The 17,003-nt window shown below is 74.0% G+C and carries 11 protein-coding genes; 4 read left to right on the top strand and 7 right to left on the bottom strand.

Annotated elements, in window-relative coordinates; translation table 11 throughout:
* Positions 1–14 precede the first annotated feature (14 nt).
* Complete coding sequence (locus tag AC061S_RS11225; RefSeq protein WP_478685732.1) at positions 15–2,039, top strand: putative Ig domain-containing protein; 2,025 nt, start codon at positions 15–17, stop codon at positions 2,037–2,039.
* Positions 2,040–2,444: 405 nt separating this feature from the next.
* Here the strand turns inward: AC061S_RS11225 and AC061S_RS11220 are convergent, their stop codons facing one another.
* Positions 2,445–3,773 (bottom strand): CoA transferase, encoded by a 1,329-nt coding sequence (locus tag AC061S_RS11220; RefSeq protein ID WP_478685731.1) that lies wholly within the window; start codon positions 3,771–3,773, stop codon positions 2,445–2,447.
* Positions 3,774–3,981: 208 nt separating this feature from the next.
* Here AC061S_RS11220 and AC061S_RS11215 point away from each other — a divergent pair, with 208 nt between their 5' ends.
* The gene (locus AC061S_RS11215; RefSeq protein WP_478685730.1) at positions 3,982–4,917 is read left to right on the top strand and encodes an ion transporter; all 936 of its coding nucleotides are present in this window, start codon (positions 3,982–3,984) and stop codon (positions 4,915–4,917) included.
* Between the two features lie 78 nt (positions 4,918–4,995).
* On the opposite strand, the gene AC061S_RS11210 is transcribed toward AC061S_RS11215, so the two are convergent.
* Complete coding sequence (locus AC061S_RS11210; RefSeq protein WP_478685729.1) at positions 4,996–5,247, bottom strand: acyl carrier protein; 252 nt, start codon at positions 5,245–5,247, stop codon at positions 4,996–4,998.
* Positions 5,248–5,322: 75 nt separating this feature from the next.
* Between AC061S_RS11210 and AC061S_RS11205 the strand changes: the two genes are divergently transcribed.
* Positions 5,323–6,105, top strand: coding sequence for a lysophospholipid acyltransferase family protein (locus AC061S_RS11205; RefSeq protein WP_478685728.1), 783 nt, complete (start codon positions 5,323–5,325; stop codon positions 6,103–6,105).
* Between the two features lie 66 nt (positions 6,106–6,171).
* On the opposite strand, the gene AC061S_RS11200 is transcribed toward AC061S_RS11205, so the two are convergent.
* The 5 genes from AC061S_RS11200 to AC061S_RS11180 all read right to left on the bottom strand — a co-directional run bounded on the left by AC061S_RS11200 (position 6,172) and on the right by AC061S_RS11180 (position 14,025).
* Positions 6,172–7,608, bottom strand: a complete 1,437-nt coding sequence (locus tag AC061S_RS11200; RefSeq protein ID WP_478685727.1) for a hypothetical protein — start codon at positions 7,606–7,608, stop codon at positions 6,172–6,174.
* Between the two features lie 17 nt (positions 7,609–7,625).
* Complete coding sequence (locus AC061S_RS11195) at positions 7,626–9,032, bottom strand: lipase family protein (protein ID WP_478685726.1); 1,407 nt, start codon at positions 9,030–9,032, stop codon at positions 7,626–7,628.
* Positions 9,033–9,839: 807 nt separating this feature from the next.
* Positions 9,840–11,483 (bottom strand): carboxylesterase/lipase family protein, encoded by a 1,644-nt coding sequence (locus AC061S_RS11190; RefSeq protein ID WP_478685725.1) that lies wholly within the window; start codon positions 11,481–11,483, stop codon positions 9,840–9,842.
* Between the two features lie 152 nt (positions 11,484–11,635).
* Entirely contained in the window at positions 11,636–12,562 is a 927-nt protein-coding gene (gene surE / locus AC061S_RS11185; RefSeq protein WP_478685724.1) for a 5'/3'-nucleotidase SurE, read from the bottom strand.
* Positions 12,563–12,768: 206 nt separating this feature from the next.
* Entirely contained in the window at positions 12,769–14,025 is a 1,257-nt protein-coding gene (locus AC061S_RS11180; protein WP_478685723.1) for an MFS transporter, read from the bottom strand.
* A 1,849-nt stretch (positions 14,026–15,874) separates the two neighbouring features.
* Between AC061S_RS11180 and AC061S_RS11175 the strand changes: the two genes are divergently transcribed.
* The gene (locus AC061S_RS11175) at positions 15,875–16,603 is read left to right on the top strand and encodes a phosphatase PAP2 family protein (RefSeq protein WP_478685722.1); all 729 of its coding nucleotides are present in this window, start codon (positions 15,875–15,877) and stop codon (positions 16,601–16,603) included.
* The last annotated feature ends 400 nt before the right edge of the window (positions 16,604–17,003 follow it).

Genomic DNA, 17,003 nt, shown 5'->3' with positions numbered 1-17,003 from the left:
ATGAAGGGATTTCCGTGCGAAATCTGTCAACCAGGTCCAAGTGGGCCTCCATCACGGCGGCCTCGGTCACGGCCGTGGTCGCACTCGGTGGCCTCGGAGCCCTCCCCGCGCACGCCACTGCGACCGCCGAGCCCGGACCGTCCGTGAACCCGCAGCTCCTCCAGGCCATGCAACGCGACTTCGGGCTCTCCGCCGACCAGGTGCGCGAGCGGATCGCCGACGAGGCGGCCGCCGGCAAGGCGGCCACCCTCGTCCGGGGCCGGGTCGGCGACCGGGTGGCGGGCCTGTGGTTCGACTCCTCCACGGGACGGCTGAACGCGGCCGTCTCCACCGCGGCGGATGCCGCACTGGTACGGGACGCGGGCGCCGTCGCCCGGCAGGCCCGGTACAGCCAGGCCGAACTGGCCGCCACCGCCCGGACCGTGACGCGCGAGATCGGGTCCGGGATCGCGGGTGTGGTGTCGTGGGGCCCCGACGTCCGGAACAACCGGATCGACGTCACGGTGGACCGGACGGCGCGCAACGCGTCCACGGACGCCTTCGTGGCCCGCCTTGCCGCCCTGGGTGGCATCGTCCACGTCACGGAAGGCTCCGACAGCCCGCGGCAGCAGGCCGACGTGACCGGCGGCGAGAAGTGGGTGCCGGGCAGTGAGAGTCCGTGCTCCATCGGCTTCGCCGCCACCCGGGTCACCGGGGGCGCCAAGACCTTCCTGACGGCCGGCCACTGCACCAACGACGTCAACCAGCCCGCCTACGGCAAGGACGGGACCCGCGTGGGCACGTCCAACAAGGACGGGCAGAGCAGCGTCAACGCCCGGGAAGGCGACATGGGCGTCGTCGACGTGGACCAGTCGGGGTGGAACCTCTCCCCGTACGTCGCGGGCGACGCGACCCACACCGCCGTGGCGGTCACCGGCTCGGCCGATGCCGTGGTCGGCACCGCGGTCTGCCGCTCCGGGCAGACCACGGGCATGCGGTGCGGCGAGGTCACCAAGGTCAACCAGAGCGTGGACTACGGCAGCGTGGTCATCGACGGACTGTCGTACTCCAACGCCTGTTCCGCGGGCGGCGATTCGGGAGGCGCGTACGTCACCGCGACCGGCGGCAAGGGCGTCGGCCTGCACTCCGGCGGCGGCAGTGCCACCTGTACCTCGGGCAGCGGTGAGAAGTTCACCATCTTCCAGCCCGTGGTCGAGGCCCTGGCCAAGTTCAATCTGACCCTGGTCGTCACCACCCCGCAGCCCGGCAACGTCACCGTCGCCGCGGTCTCGGCCCAGAACGGCGTCATCGGCGCCCGGATACCCGAGCTGCGCAACAGCGCCGAGGGCGGCACGGCCCCCTACACCTGGTCCGCGACGGGCCTGCCCGCCGGGCTGGCCATCGCCTCCTCGACCGGAACCATCACGGGCACCCCCACCACGGCCGGAACCTCCAACGTGACCGTCACCGCCACCGACAACGCCGGCAAGACCGGCTCCGCCTCCTTCTCGTGGACGATCACGACCGCGGGTACGGCGCTGTCCGTGACCAACCCCGGCAGCCAGAGCTCCGCCGTCGGCGCCGCGGCCGACCTGACGGTCAAGGCCGCCGGTGGCACCGCGCCCTACGCCTGGTCCGCGGCGGGTCTGCCCGCCGGCCTGAGCATCGGCTCCGCGACCGGCACCATCACGGGCACGGCCACCACGGCCGGTACCTCCAACGTGACCGTCACCGCCACGGACAACGCGGGCAAGGCCGCCTCCGCGACGTTCTCCTGGACGGTCAGCACCGTCACGGGCACCAGCCCGGTCCTGACGAACCCGGGCAACCAGACCGTCTACATCGGCAAGCCCGTCACCCTCGCCCTCCAGGCCACCGGCGGCACCAAGCCGTACGCCTTCAAGGCCACGGGCCTGCCGGCCGGCCTGAGCATCAACGCCGCCACGGGCCTCATCACCGGCTCCCCCACCACCTGGGGCTTCGGCGGGAGCACCCTCACCGTGACCGACTCGGCGGGCAAGTCGGCCTCGGTAAGCGTGACCTGGAACGTCTACTTCTAAGACTTGATCCGCGATTCCAGTGGGGATGACGGATTGCAGCCGGGGCGGTTCCTGGGCTGTCCGGCGTGGTCGCCCGAGGGCGGCTCATCCGGGGTCGCTCAGGGCGCTGGTCCGGCATTCAGGGAGCAGAGGCACAGCTCAAACGCTGTACTGCCGCGCGATCCGTACCGGCAAGCCGGGGACAGACACAGTGCGGTTGACTCCGCAGGGCGTCTTCTCGCCCTATCCCTTGCGGGACTTGGCGGGCCTAGTGGAATTACGCTACGCCTCTTAGCCGTTCATCCGATTCACCTCACCCGGCTGCTCCCTCACCAAGGGGGCAGCCGGCACCACCCGGCGGGGCCCCGGCCGACACCCTGGCCAGGGCCCTGCCCCGGCGCGGGGCGCGCCCCGGTGTGTCTCGGCTCAGAGCCAGGCGGGCCGGTCCGTCCCCCAGCGGGAGGGGCCCCGCTCCCACCCGCGGCCCCCGAGCGGCGAGGCCGCGTACCGCAGCGGCCCGTACCCCGATCCGGTCTCCCGCAGCCACGGTTCGGGGGTGTACCCCGGTACGGCGGCGCCGGCCCGCGGGACCTCGCGGACCAGCCACGACGCCGTCCCCGCCAGGGAGAACCGCAGGGCCTGCCCACCGCCCTCCGCGAGGGCCCGAAGCACCCCGGCGGCCGCCAGGTACCCCGTGCCGTGGTCCAGTGCCTGCGCCGGCAGCACCCCGGGGCCGTGCCCGTCACCGCAGGCCGCGGAGATCCCGTACCCCGCCTGCACGAGCGAGTCGAACCCCCTGCGCCCCGCCCAGGGCCCCCGCCACCCCCACGCGCACAGCTGGGCCACGACCAGCCCCGGGCGCCGCGCGAGCAGTTCCTCCGCGCCCAGCCCGTACCGCTCCAGTGCTCCCGGCCGGTATCCCGTCACCACCACGTCCGCCCCGGCCAGCAGCCCGTCAAACACCGCCCGGTCCCCCGCTTCCCCCATGTCGAGGAGGGCGGAGCGCTTCCCGAATCCGGTGTCCGCGTAGGCGTCGTCCGATTCCGGGAGTCCCGGGGGGTCGATCCGCAGGACGTCCGCGCCGAGCAGTCCGAGGGTCCGGGTGGCCACCGGCCCCGCGATGACCCGGGTCAGGTCGAGCACCCGTACCCCCGCCAGCGGCAGTCCGGCGCCCTCGGCGACCGCCCCGAGGGGCCGTCCGCGCAGGCCCGAGACGGTGCGTTCCACGAGGGGTTGCGGCGTGCCGTACCCCTGCGTCATCACAGACACCGCCAGCCCGCCGGCCGCGTAGACCTCCTCCTGGACGTCCACCGCCCGGCGGCGGGCGATCGCCCCGGCCACGCCCTCCCGGGTCCCGGCACCGAGGACGCGTACCAACGCGGACTCGTGGTGCGGATAGTTGGCGTGCGTACGCACCCACCCGTCCGCGGCCCGCCAGAAGCCCGACAGCGGCGCGAACGACACGGGCGCCCGGCCGTCCACCAGCAGGTGGCGCTCGCTGACGAAGGCCGTGGCCACAGCCCCTTCGTCGACCAGCAGCGGAGCCACATCGGCCGCACCGCCACCGGCCCGTACGGCGGCCAACTCCGCGGCGGCCAGCGCGCACACGCCCACGGTGGCCCGCGCGAGTTCCCGTACGGGCAGCGGCCCGTCCCCCAGCCCGCTGGGCCCCTGGTAGCCGACCCGCCCCGCCAGCTCCTTGGGGCCGCCCAACGCGGCCCACGCCTGTCCGGTCCCACCGTCACGACTCGTCATGCGCCCATCCTGCACGCCGGGCCCCGGCCCCGCGGGAGGGGCCGGGGCCCCGATCGGGCGATGTAGCGCTCCAGGGCGTCTCGAATTCGCCCGTACGGCGTTACACGACCCGGAACATGAACATCGCCTCGGCTGCCTCGTCTTCCGTCGCGGCGCAGCCGGCGCGTGCGGGGCCGGCGGCGGCCGGCGGCCCGTACGAGGGAGCACGATGACCGACCCGACCGCGGTGGACACCTGGCGTGGAAGGCTTGCCGCGCCTTGCCGTGACGTGTGCGAGGCGCCCGCGTTCTCGCTCACCGTTTTCGCGGTGATCCTCTTCAACGCCGCGCTTCTGGGGGCCGAGACCTACAGCGGCTTCTCCGCCGAGTACAGCGGCCTCCTGTCGGCGACCGAGCGCTTCTGCGTGATCGCCTTCACTCTGGAGATGCTGATCCGCCTCGGCGCGCACGCCGACCGGCCGAAAGCTTTCTTCCAAGACCCCTGGAACATCTTCGACTTGGTGGTCGTCTCCTCGGCCTTCATCCCGTTCCTCCGGGAGAACACCACGCTCCTGCGGCTGCTGCGGCTGGCGCGGGTCCTGCGGACCGCCCGGTTCATGCCCCAGCTGCGGGTCCTGCTGGTCGCGGTGGGCCGCAGCCTGCCCGGTACCGTCAGCTTCCTGTTCGTGGGCGCGCTGATCGTCTACGTGTACGCGATGATCGGCTGGATCTGCTTCGCCGACCACGACCCGCAGCACTACGGGTCCATCGGCCGGGCCGCTCTGACCCTGTTCCTGCTGATGACGCTCGAAGGGCTGGGGGACGCCGTCCACGCGGGGCTGGCCATCTCCCCGCTGAGCCTCCTCTACTACGCCTCCTACGTGCTCTTCGGCTCCTTCGTGCTGGTCAACGTCCTGATCGGCGTGGTCCTCAACGCCCTGGAGGAGGCGCGGGAGATGGAGGACGAGGCCGAGAAGGAGGAGAAGCGGTCCCTGCTCCTGGCGAAGCAGTCGCCGTCGGACGCCGCCGACGAGCTCCTGCTGCGCATCGCGGCGGTGCGCAGCGCCCTCGACGACATGGAGACCCTGCTCGACACCGTGCACGCCACGTCCGCGGCGGCCGGGGCTTCCGGCCCGCCGGTCCACGCCTCGGCGGGCGCCCGCTAGCACCGGCCGGGCCCGGCGGACCCGCCGGGCCCGGCCGTCCGCCGCCGAGGGGGCCGCACGCCGCCCCGGGGGTACCCGTCAGCGAGCGGCTCGGCGCGCGTCGAGGACTTCGGCGAACTCGGCGAGGGTGAGGGCGCGGAGTTCTTCCTCCTCGACCTTGATGCCCAGCCTCTCGTGCAGGACGATCGCCATCTCCACCACCATGAGCGAGTCGGTGAGCAGATCACGCATCAGCGTGGCGCTCTGGACCTCCTCGGCCGGGAATTCGAACAGGTCGATGAGGATCGCACTGATCAGGTCGATCGCGGATTCAGGTGCGGAAGTCGTCATGGGATCTCTCATTTGCGGTACTGCGGCCTGTACGCCAGGGTGACGCCGGTGACCGGGGAATGAAGGAGAATGCTCGTGCCGGAAAGTGTGACCGATGTGATCGAGGCCGGGACCGCCGAACTCCGGTACGCGAGGGAGCGGGTCGGCGAGGCGGGTGAGGGCGCCTGGGACCGGCTGCTCGACTGGCTGATCGACGACTACTTCCGCCTCGATATCACGGGATGGGAGAATATTCCGGCGGAAGGGCCCGCCCTGCTCGTGGCCAACCATTCGGGGGCCTGGGGGCTCGACGCCTTCGTCCTCATCAAATCCCTTTCTCGTCATATGGACCGCCCCCTGCACGTTCCGGCCGCGGCTCTGACGTTCCGATTTCCGGTCATCGGTTCGTACGCCCGAAAAGCGGGAGCGTTTCCGCTCGATCCGACGCTCGGACTGGAACATCTGACCGCCGGGGAACTCGTGGGTGTGTTTCCCGAGGGGACTTCCGGCCTGGAGAAGCCCTTCCGTGAGCGCTACCGGCTGCGCCCCTTCAGCCCCGGGTTCGCGGTGACCGCCGTCCAGGCCGGGGCGCCCGTCGTTCCGGTGTCCGTGATCGGAGCCGAGGAGGCCTGCCCCAGGCTGGGTGAAGTCCCGGCCCTGGCGCGCCTGTTCGATCTTCCTTTCTTTCCGCTCACCCCGCTCTTCCCGCTGCCCTCGAAGTGGCTCGTGACCGTGGGCGAGCCGATCCCCGCGCCACCCCGGCCCGAGTCCTTCGCCGCCCGGTCGGCCGCCGCCCGGCGGCTGTGCGCCCAGGCCCAGGACGCGGTGCAGTCCCTGGTGGACCGGGAACGCCGCAGGCGCGCGACACCCTTCTGGTAGACCGGCCGCGCCGGGCACCGCCCGGCGGCCGGTCGAATGCCGCCCGGACGGCGCCCGGTTCACGGCTCAGTCCGCCAGCCGGCCCGCGGCCCGCCGTACGCCGTCGGCCGCGTGCGCGCACCGCCCCGCGTGGTCCAGGAGGATCATGCGGAAGCCCTCCCCCGCCTCGTCCCGGTCCCAGCCGTCCGCCTCGGCGCAGGCCGCGAGGCTCTCCGCGTGCGCCGCCAGCCGCTCCGCGCTGGCCCGCGCCAGGGCCCCGTACGCCTCGGGTGCATAGCCGCGTACCGGTACCGGTACCGCCGACGGGCTGCCGCCCGTCACCCGCCCGTCGCCCGGGCCACCGGGGAGTTCCGCGAGCGCCACGAGCAGCGAGCGCGGGTCGAGCGTGCCCGGCGGCCGCCCCGCGGTCAGCCTCGGGTAGACCACGAAGGGCCGGGCGACCGCGGTGATCGCGCGTACGAGCTCCTCGGCGACGACCACCGCGAACCGGGTCGCCGCGCACGCTCCGGGTGCTCCGCACAGGGCCGACGGCCAGATGCCCGGGCCCACGCCCTCCTTCGGCGCGGAGAGCCAGCCCGGCGCGCACAGGATCTCCGTGCCGGCGCCGATCCCGAGACCCTCCCAGACGAACGGCGCCCGTACCCGGTGGACGGAGGCGGCCACCGGAGGGTAGTGACGCAGCGCCCGGGCCACGGCCTCTTCCGGGGCGGCCGCCGGCTCCACCGTGTGCAGGGCCAGGGCCTGCAGGACCGTGGTGGCGGCGGCCGTGGAGGCGAGGGCGAGCGCATGGGCGAGCGCCGCGACCGCGGTCTCCGGGCAGGTACCCGCCGCCACCAGACGGCCGGCCAGGGAGGCGGGCTCCGCGCTCTCCAGGTAGCGGGCCGCGCAGCGCCGGAGGGCTGCCGCCAGGTCCGCGCGGGCACCGCGGTCCTCCGCCGCCGCGGCCCGCGAGACGATCGCGCTCAACAGGGTGTCCTCGGCGGCCGCTTCGCCCGCCACCAGGCGCCGGCTCAGCCGGGTCATCACCTCGTGCCAGCCCTGCCACGCCACTGTGCCGTCCCCGCGCCGGCCCGCGACGGCCTCGTCCACGTCCCGGGTCACGAGGGCGGACAGCTCGCCGCCCGGTGCGGTGACCTCCCAGGGCACGTCGGTGTGCGGGGAGAGACCGTACCGGTGCCCGCCGGCCGTGAGCCCCGCGGCGGGCTCCAGCACGCCCTCGTCGCCGGCCCGGACGAGGAGGGCCTCGGACACCGCGGGGGTCAGCGGTACGAGGAAGCTCCCGAAGGGGGTGCGCACCAGGACCGGGCGCCCGGAGCGGGTGCGCCGCAGGTGATCCAGGAGGGAGCGCGTCACCCCTTCACGGGTCAGCACGTCCAGTCCCAGGGCACGGGCCGCGACGTCGGTCCACGGCAGCCGCTGGGCGACCATGGCGGCGCTGAACACGGCGTTCTCCAGGGCCCAGGCGGTCTCGGGGGCAGGGGTCATCTCGGGGGCAGGGGTCATCTCGGGCTCTCCCGGGGTCACTTGTCGCGCAGCATGTAGGGCTGGTTGCCGGTGATCCGGCCGTCGTAGGCGCCGATCAGCGCGTTGACCGTCTCCCGGTGGTGCGCCATGGGGCCGCGCAGGGTGTCCGAGTAGGCCTGTGGGGCGTGCGAGAGGGGGTAGTCGTACGACTCGTCCAACCAGGCCAGCTCGACCCCGCTGTCGGGGATCCCGTTCGGCGAGGCGGGGCCGCAGCCGTCGAGCATCGGGATCACGTCGTGCTTGTTGACCAGGCTGATCACCTGAGTGGTGTGGTCGGCGGGCCGCTTTCCGTCGATCGGCGAGCCCAGGGTGATCACGTGCGTGACCTGGTAGCGGGAGGACACCTCCACGTCGGCCGCGAGGTTCATCGCGGTCAGCCCGCCCAGGCTGTGCCCGACGAGCATGATCTCCGACCCGGCCGGCACCCCTGCCCGCAGCAGCAGCAGCTTGCGTGCGGCGCGGGTGTACGTCGTATCGGTGCGCAGCAGTCCGTCGAACGCTCCCACCAGGTCCTGCGGGGTGCTGTTGCTCAGCAGCGCGAAGCTCGTTCCCGGCAGCAGCAGGACGTACCGTACGGCGCCGTCGGTGCATTCCACCCGGCGCAGCAGCACCAGTCCGTGGTTGCCGAGGGAGCCGATGTCGGTGACGTAGCTGACGATGTCGTTGGCGGAGGTGGCCAGCACCTTGGCCAGGATGGAGTCGGCGTCGGCCCGCTCGGCCCGGCCGGGGCCGGGGTTGAGGTACTTCAGCAAGGTGCTCGGCAGCCCGAAGAGCGGATCGGTGGTCGGCACTCCGCCGGCCAGCGTCACCCAGGAGAAGCCGTCGTTGACGGGGTTCTCGTCGAGCAGGCTCTGCAGGGCGAGCAGTTCCGTGATCACGGGGCTCACGGTGGTGAGGGCGCGGGTGATCCCGAGGAGCTCGACGAGCGCGTACGCGGCGCGCAGCGCCTCCATCCGGTTCCCGGCCACCACGGCGTCGGTCAGCCGCCTGGCGAGCGGCGCGTCCAGGTTGGGGTGGTCGGAGGCGACCGCGCTGATCCGCAGGGCGAAGGCGTCCACGGCCAGGGCCACGGCGGCCGGGCGCCGGTAGGTCACGCTCCCCGCGAACCGGGCCAGTTCCCCGGCCAGTCCGCCGTTGGCGCCGAAGCCGAGCCCCGACGGGCTGATCAGCGCCCGGGCACAGGACACGGCCGTACCGAGGGCCCAGCCGGGGCGGCGCAGGGCCTCCAGCGCCACCCGCGGGCTGCTGAGCGCGCCGGCCAGCTCGGCGCCCGCCTGCTTCGCCGTGAGGGCGGCGTCCGCGAGCAGGACCGACGCCGCGAGCAGCAGCTCCGGATCCGTGCGGTACGGGCGAGGCCGGGCGGCTTCCGGGGGGCCGGTGGCCGGTGCGCGGGTTGGCGGCACCGCGGGGCCGGTGGCCAGTGCGGGCCCGGCAGTCGCCGCGGGCCCGGCAGTCACCGCAGACCCGGCGGTCACCGAAGGCCCGGCAGTCGCCGCAGGCCCGGCAGTCGCCGCGGGGCCGGTGGTCACCGCGGGCCCGGCGGTCACCGAAGGCCCGGCAGTCACCGAAGGCCCGGCGGTCACCGAAGGCCCGGCAGTCACCGAAGGCCCGGCAGTCGGTCCAGGCCCTGCGGTCACCGCGGGCCCGGCAGTCGGTGCGGGCTCGGCCGCCGCCGCAGGCCCGGCCGTCGGTCCAGGCCCGGCAGTCGCCGCGGGCCCGGCAGTCGCCGCGGGCCCGGCAGTCGCCGCGGGCCCGGCAGTCGCCGCGGGCCCGGCAGTCGGTGCGGGCTCGGCCGCCGCCGGGTCCGCTGCGGCCTCCGTGGACAGAGGCGCCTCCGCGGTCCCGTCCGCTTCCGCGAAGCGGTGCTCCGCTGATGTCGAGCGAGCCTCCGCGTCCACCGCTGGAGCGGTCACGTTTCCCACCTCCGGTGCCTGCGCAACGGCTTCGCCTGGGTTCCGTTGCCCGAACGGGCATGCTGGCACCGCGCGCGGCCCGTTCCGCGCGGCGATCCCCCGTCTCACCCCGCCTCCCACCCGCGCCGCGGACGCGGGGAACCGCCGGATGCCCGTGGGGACCGTGGCCCTCGGGGCATCCGGCGGCGTGGCGGCACCCCCCGGGCCGCCGCCGGTTCGGTGATCACCAAAGGATGAGCCCCGCGTTGACGCGAGCGCGGATCATCCCCCGTACGGACCACCGGGTCTCGTCTCCCGTCAGAGCGGCCGGGAGGGCTGGTCGCGCCAGAAGCCGCATTGGTGCTCGGCCGCGAACGCCCGGTCGAGCCGGTCCCCCGCGGGCGCCAGGGTCAGCACCGTGCCACCCGGTCCGGCCACCGGCCAGGGGCTCTGGCCCGCGACCGCGGGAACCCCGTGGCGGGCGAAGGCACCCCAATAGCGCTTCATCCGCGTAGCCAGGGCGACTTGGACGGAGGTCAGGGGCCGCTCGCCCATGGTGAAGTCGTGCAGGTAGGCGAGTTCGGCGCTGTGTGCGTTCGACTGGTCCAGGCCCGGAACCTGCGCGCCCGCCAGGGTCGGCGACTCCGGGTCGTCGAACTCGTAGACGAAGGTGGGTACCTGGCGTGCGAACAGTTGCGCCGTCCAGGCGGTTTCACAGGCGAACGTCGAATCGGTCATGACCGCCGACAGCGCCAGGTACGGGGATCCGTGCGCGGCGACCGGATAGCGGGCGAGGACCTCCGGCCCGGCCGCGCCGTAGCTCGCGAGGACCTGATCCGCGTACTGCCCGGCCGTCAGGCCGGGCTGGGTCAGCGCGACGAAGAGGCGTGCCTCGGAGCGGGTGCTCCCGATCAGGACCGGGACCTTGTTCCACGACCCGGCCGAGATCGCGGCGGCCGGGTCCCGCGGGAGCAGCCCGTCGCCCGACGCGGGACCCGAAGTGGCCCGCGTACGGGCCGCGTCCACCAGCGACCGTCCGGAAGCGGCGCGCAGGCACGCCACGACCCCGGCCGGATCGGGGCAGCCCGCGCTCGCGGCGAAAGCTCGCGCCTCGGACTCGGCGCGCGCGCCGTCGGGGGTACGCAGCAGCGTGCACGGCCCGCTCTGCAGCACGGCCCGGTGGAACAGCCCGGCCGCCGACGGGGCGGCGAGCAGCCCGCACACCGAACCGCTGCCCGCGGACTGGCCGGAGAGCGTGACGTTGCCCGGGTCCCCGCCGAAGGCCGCGATGTTCTCCCTGGTCCAGCGCAGCGCCTGGATCTGGTCCATCAGGCCGAAGGAGCCGGAGCGCAGCGCGTTCTCCCGGCCCAGTTCGGGAAGGCCCAGGTAACCCAGCTGGCCGAGGCGGTAGTTGATGCTGATCACGACGGAGCCGGTGAGCTCCGCCATCGTGCGGCCGCCGAACTGGGTGCCGGTTCCCTGGCTGTACGCACCACCGTGCATCCAGAGGATCACCGGCAGCCGGGCCCCCGCGCGGGTCCGGCCGGGCCGGTACACGTCCAGGTACAGGCAGTCCTCGCTGACGGCCGAGGGATCGCGCAGCCCGAACGGCGAGAACTGCAGGCAGGCCGGGGCCTGTTCGACGGCCTCGCGCACCCCGTTCCAGCGCCGGGGCGCCTGCGGGGCGCGCAGCCGGTTCTCCCCGACCGGCGCGGCGGCGTAGGGCACACCGAGGAACTCCTGCGCCCCGCCGTGGGCGCGGCCGCGCAGCGCGCCCTGCTCGACGGACACCACCGGGCGGGGCGAACCGGCCGGCGGGCCGCCCGGGGCTCCGCCGGGGAGGCCGCCGGGAGAGGCGGCTGCCGGGAGTGCGGTGGCGATCAGTGCGGTGAGGGCGAGTGCCGTGCCGAGTAAGGGTCTTGCCGTGAAAAGCCGGGTGATCCGGCGCGAGAGCCGCTGCATCCGTACTCCTGGGTTGGGGGCCGTCCGGGGCGGGACGGGGCGCGGACGCCCGCCCCGCCTCCGGAAGGCCGGCGGGTGTGGTTTCGGCGGGACTTGGCCCTACGGGCGAGGCTCGCCCTGGGGACGAGGCCTTGCCCGCGAGCGCGCCCGACCTACGGGCGGAGCCCGGTGAGCAGGGCGGCGGTGACGGCGAAGTCGGCCGGTCCGGTGTTCCAGTCGGCGTTCATCGGGCTGACGGCGATCTTCCCGGCGCTCACGGCTTCGACGTCACTTCCCCGGGCCGGTGTCTTCAGGTCCACCGTCACGCCGACCTTCCAGGTGCCGTCGCCGGCGTCGGTGAAGTCGGCCTTCAGGAGCGCTTGCGCGTCCTGGAAGGTGGTGGCCACCCCGGCGGGGGTGCCCTTGCCGTCGGCGCCGACGGCGGGGTGGTTCACGTTGAGGCCGATGCCCTTGGGCAGCAGGGGGCCCGAGCGGGCCCGCGAGCGCAGCCGGTCGATGAGCTTGACGGCGAAGTCGAGCGTCGGACCCATCGCGTTGACCGTGGTCACGGGGTCGGGAGCGACGAGGCCGCCGGTGCTCAGGGCGATGGCGGGTACGCCCGCGTCGAGTGCGGCGACGGCGCCGCCGACCGTGCCGGAGTGGCTGGCGAGCGCGGCCACGTTCGGCCCGTAGTTGGTGCCCGACACGACGAGATCGGGCGCTCGCCCTTCGAACACCTCGGAGAGCCCGAAGTTCACCGAGTCACCGGGGGTTCCGTCGACCGCCCACACCTTCGGCTCCGGGTGGCGGACCGTGAGGGAGGGGGAGTTGGACGTCTTCGTGCCGGCGCCGCTCTGGTTGGTCAGCGGGGCCACGATGGTGACGTCGTGCCCGGCGGCGGTCAGCCGCGCGAAGGCCAGGCGGATGCCGGGCGCGTTGTAGCCGTCGTCGTTGGTGAGCAGGATCCGCAGCGGGCCCGCGGGGACCGGTGCGGGCACCGGCCCGGCCAGTGGTGCGGCCGCGGCGGCGGGCACCGTACCGGCGAGGGCCGGCGCGCAGAGCAGCAGGGCGGCCAACGGCAGAACTCGCTTGCGTTGCACGGAACGCTCCTTGGGAGAGGGAAGGGAAACGGGGACGGGTGAGGGTCGGCAAGGGTGGTGCCCGGCGGACTCGCGACCCTCGGCGCGAGCCCGCCGGAGTGCGGGCCGGGCCGCCGCCCGGGAGGGGCGGCCCGGAGGCTGCGGGGACCTCGGGACCCCGAGGCCGGAGGCCGGAGGCCTTTACGGCGCCTCGGGGCCCGGCGGGATCAGCGCACGCTGCGGATGGGGAGGATCGCCAGCGCGCCGATCAGCGAGAGGGCGCCACCGACCAGGAACAGCGGCGTGTACCCGCCCAGGGTGGTGACCACGGCGGAGGCGACGAACGGGGCGATGATCTGGGGCCCTGCGTTCGCGATGTTCAGTACGCCCATGTCGCGGGCGGCATCCTCGGCCCGGGGCAGCACCAGGGTGACGAGCGCGGTGTCGACGGCCATGAAGCATCCGAAGGCCAGGCCGTTGAGCGCGCTGAAGACGATCATGCCCATCCACGTCGGGCTGACGACGGGGACCACCATGACCAGCCCGGCGAGGGCCGCCGAGACGCCGACGAACACCTTGCGGCGGTTCCAGCGGTCGGACAGCAGCCCTCCGACCACCGTGGAGACGGCCATGGCGACCATCGACACCGGGGTGAGGACCGCCATCGCGGCGGGCGGGGTCATCCCCTCGGGGAGCGTGATGTGGTCGCCCAGGATGTAGAGCTGGTAGCCGACCACCGAGAAGTACCCGAGGACCATCAGGGCGCGCCCGATGAAGGCCCATCGGAAGTCGTGGTTGGCGAGCGCCGAGAGGAAGGCCTTGATCTGGGCCCCCTTGGGCGCGGCGGGCGCGTCCGCGGCGGGCTCGGAGCGCGGTACGTCCCGGCAGAAGGTGGTGAGCAGCAGCGCGGCTCCGGCGATGACACCGCCGAAGACGAGGTAGCCGGTGCGCAGGTGTTCCGACGTCTGGGAGGCGATCAGCACGCCGACGGTGCCGCCGATGGGCAGGCCCAGTCCCACCAGCGCGGACGCGGTACCGCGCCGGGCCGCGGGCACCCGGTCGGGCACGATCGCGGTGACGGCGGCCTGGTAGACGTTCATGGTCGCCTGGACCAGGCACCAGCCGATCCCGACGAGCAGGGCGGTACTGACGCTGCCGAGGACGGCGAGCCCCGCGAGCGAGCCGAGTGCGCCGCCGAGGACCCAGGGGTTGCGGCGGCCGCTGCGGTCGGAGAGGGCGCCGGCGATCGGGTTGAAGGCGGTGGCGAAGATCGCGCTGATTCCGCCGATCAGACCCAGGACGGCCACCTTGTCGTCGCCGGCGATCGCGGCGATCTGGGTGGGCAGGAGGACGGAGCCGACGCCCATGTAGACGGCCATCATCGCGGAGTTCGCGACCAGCAGGAGGAGCAGGAGCCCGCGTCCGCGGGAGGGTTCGGGATCCGCCGGGGCGGCGGGCGGGTCGATGATCTCGTTCGTAGCCATGACGACTCCTCGGGGGACGGAGCGGGGAGGTGGCGTGGGGGGGACCGCCGGTGCGGTGCGCGGGGAGGACGGAGACGCCGTGGGTGCTGTCGCGCACGGGGGCGTCGCCGGGGGAATGCCGCGCCGAGCGCGAGGCGGCTGACGCGGTGCGACTGCTCGGTGCGGTGCGTGCGGTGCCTGCGGTGCGGTGCGGTGCGGTGGGGATGCAGTGCGGTGCGGTGCGGTGGGGATGCGGTGCGTCGGGGATTCGGTGCGGTGCGGCACGGCGGGGTGCTGCGTGACGCTGTGCGGTTCACACGATGTTGTTACACGTGTCACTTGAAGTGCTTGGACACTGTGTAGCACTCGATCCCCGGTCTAGCCAAGGGTTGGCGCAGGCCTCCGTACGGATCGTGACCCGTACGCGAACTCCAGGTCGATCACGTGTAACCAGCTAAATCAGGGCTCAGGAGGGGTCCGACCCGACCGAGAACCCTCTTGCCCTTGTGGCGGCGGTCACGCTTCCGCAATACTCCGTGCCGCACCGCACCACGCCGCCCCCACCACCGAGCCCCCCGGCGGAGCCCGCCCACCCCTGCGGGCCTCACCCGCCGCACCGCGGGCCGGCGCGCCCGGCGCACGCACGCACCCAGAGCCGCTCAACCGACCCGGGCCGCCCCGGGCCGACCCGGCCGCCCCTGCCTATCCCACCGGCCCTGCCGGTCCCGCCGATCCCGCTGGCCCTGCCGATCCGGCCGATCCCGCCGGTCCCGCCAACCTTGCTCTCCGGCCTATCCCGCCGGCCCTTCCTATCCCGCCCATCCACCCATCCCGCCGGTCCCGCCGACTTGCTCTCCGGCCTATCCCGCTGGCCCCTCCTATCCCGCCTATCCACCTATCCCGCCGGTCCCGCCGACCTTGCCGTTCCGGCCTATGCCGCCGACCCTCCTATCCCGCCCATCCACCCATCCCGCCGGTCCCGCCGACTTGCTCTCCGACCTATCCCGCTGGCCCCTCCTATCCCGCCCATCCACCTATCCCGCCGGTCCCGCCGACCTTGCCGTTCCGGCCTATGCCGCCGACCCTGCTGATCCGGCCGATCCGGCCTTCCCGGCCTTCCGGCCGATCCGGCCGATCCCGGCTCGCCGGGGCTCCCGCTCACCGCCACACTTGGGGCCGCGCGCCGACTGGCCAGCTAGAAGCCGGTTCCCCTACGCCCCCGCCACTCCGACGCGCACGGCCCCCTTCCGCCCGCCTCCGCACGCCCCTGTGCACCCCCTCCGCCACGCCGCTCACGCTCGGCTCAGGCCATCCCCGTCACCCCACCGTGTTCCGCGCGCCTCCACAGCGGGCGTCCGCAGGGCTCCACCTATCCCTCCCACTCAACTGCCGCTCGGATCTACCCCTCCCGCACGCCGCCGTGCGTCCGCTCGGCTCCACCCACCCCCTCCCGCACGCCTCCGCTGCGCGTGTCCGCAGGCCGCCATCGCCGCGCCCGCGACCGCAGGGGCTCCACCCATCCCTCCCGCAGCCACTCCCGCACGGCTCCGCCCATCCCCTCTTCCGTACGCCTCGGCGGGGCTCCATTCCTCTCAGCCCGGCCCCGCCCGCACGCCGACGCACATTCCCTCCGCTCGGCTACACCCCTCCCGCTCCGGTGCCGCCCGGCCCAACGCATCCGCGCCCGCACGCCTCCGCGCATCCCCTCCGCTCGGCTCCGCCCTGCGCATCCGCGCGCCGCCTTCGGCACACCGGTCCGGGCGAGCCCTCGTAGCCACGCCCGCCTCCGCTCGTCCCCGCGCTTCGCGCCCGTCCGCCGCCCTCCCATGAGCCCCCCATGCGTGGGAAGGCGGTCGCGAAAGGTTTCTACATGTCCGACTTCTTCGGTCACGCCGTCACCCCGCCCCCGCCCCCGCTCCCCGTCCGGCCGCCCCGGAGGCAGGTCCCCGCGGCTCCGCCCCGCCATGCCCTCGCCTGGGGCGTGGCACTGGTCCTGCTGTCCGTGCTGACGGGACTGCTCCTGCGCGTGGACGAACGGCCCTTCTTCCAGGGCCTCGACGACGCGTGGGCCGCTTCGCTGAAGGGCTCGCCCGCGGACACCGCCAGCGGGTTCGCCACCGTTCTCGACCGCCTGGGCGGACCACTCGGCACGGTCGTGCCGCTGCTGCTGATGGGCTGCCTGTGCATGTACGGGCGCTGGCGGTCGGCGCTCTTCGTCTTCAGCACCGCGGTCCTGGCGAACATGCTCCTGGTGCTGCCGCTCAAGCAGTTGGCCGACCGGCCGCGACCCCCGCACACCTGGGTCCTGGTCAACGACGGCTCGTACCCCTCCGGCCAGGTCTTCAGCGCGGTGGCCCTGGTGATCGCGGCCGCGGTGGTGCTGTTCCCGCCGGGCGGGCGGCGCTGGTGGTGGCTGTTCGGCGCGGGCTACACCGGCGCCATGATGTGGAGCCGCACCTGGCAGCACGCCCAGTGGCTGAGCGACACCTTCGCCGGTGTCCTGGCCGCCGTAGGGGCCTGCCTGCTCCTGTGGCGGGCGTTCGCGCCCCTGTTGGAGACGGAGGCGGAACGCATGGCCTCCGACACGCTCTGGACGTGACCGACCTGCGCAGTGCTCAGGCCGACCCAGCCTGGCCGTTCACCCGGGCGAGCCGGCGAGCTGTCCGCGCCGCCCCGACGGCCCGGTCAGCACGCCGGGCACGCCAGGCCCGTCACCCACGCCTCAGGCCACCCGGACACGGGTCAACCGGGCGGTACCGAGCCGACCAGGCAGGCAGGCAGGCAGGAGAGCAGTTCCTACGGAACTGCCAAGTCGTCAGGGCATGACAGTCCGACCGACACCAGACCTCGGGGCGACACGACCGATCCGAGCGCGCCCGGTGGGGGCAAGCCCAACCATCCGGGCGGGCAGGCCCCGTTGGCCCGGCGACACGGCCGCCGGCCTGCGGGCTGCTTCAGGCCGTGCCCGCCATCCAGGCGGCCAGGGTGTCCACGCCCTC

This window comes from Streptomyces sp. CA189 (assembly GCF_056428985.1).
Note: the sequence above shows the minus strand (reverse complement) of the source record. Positions and strands in the feature narration are given on the sequence as shown.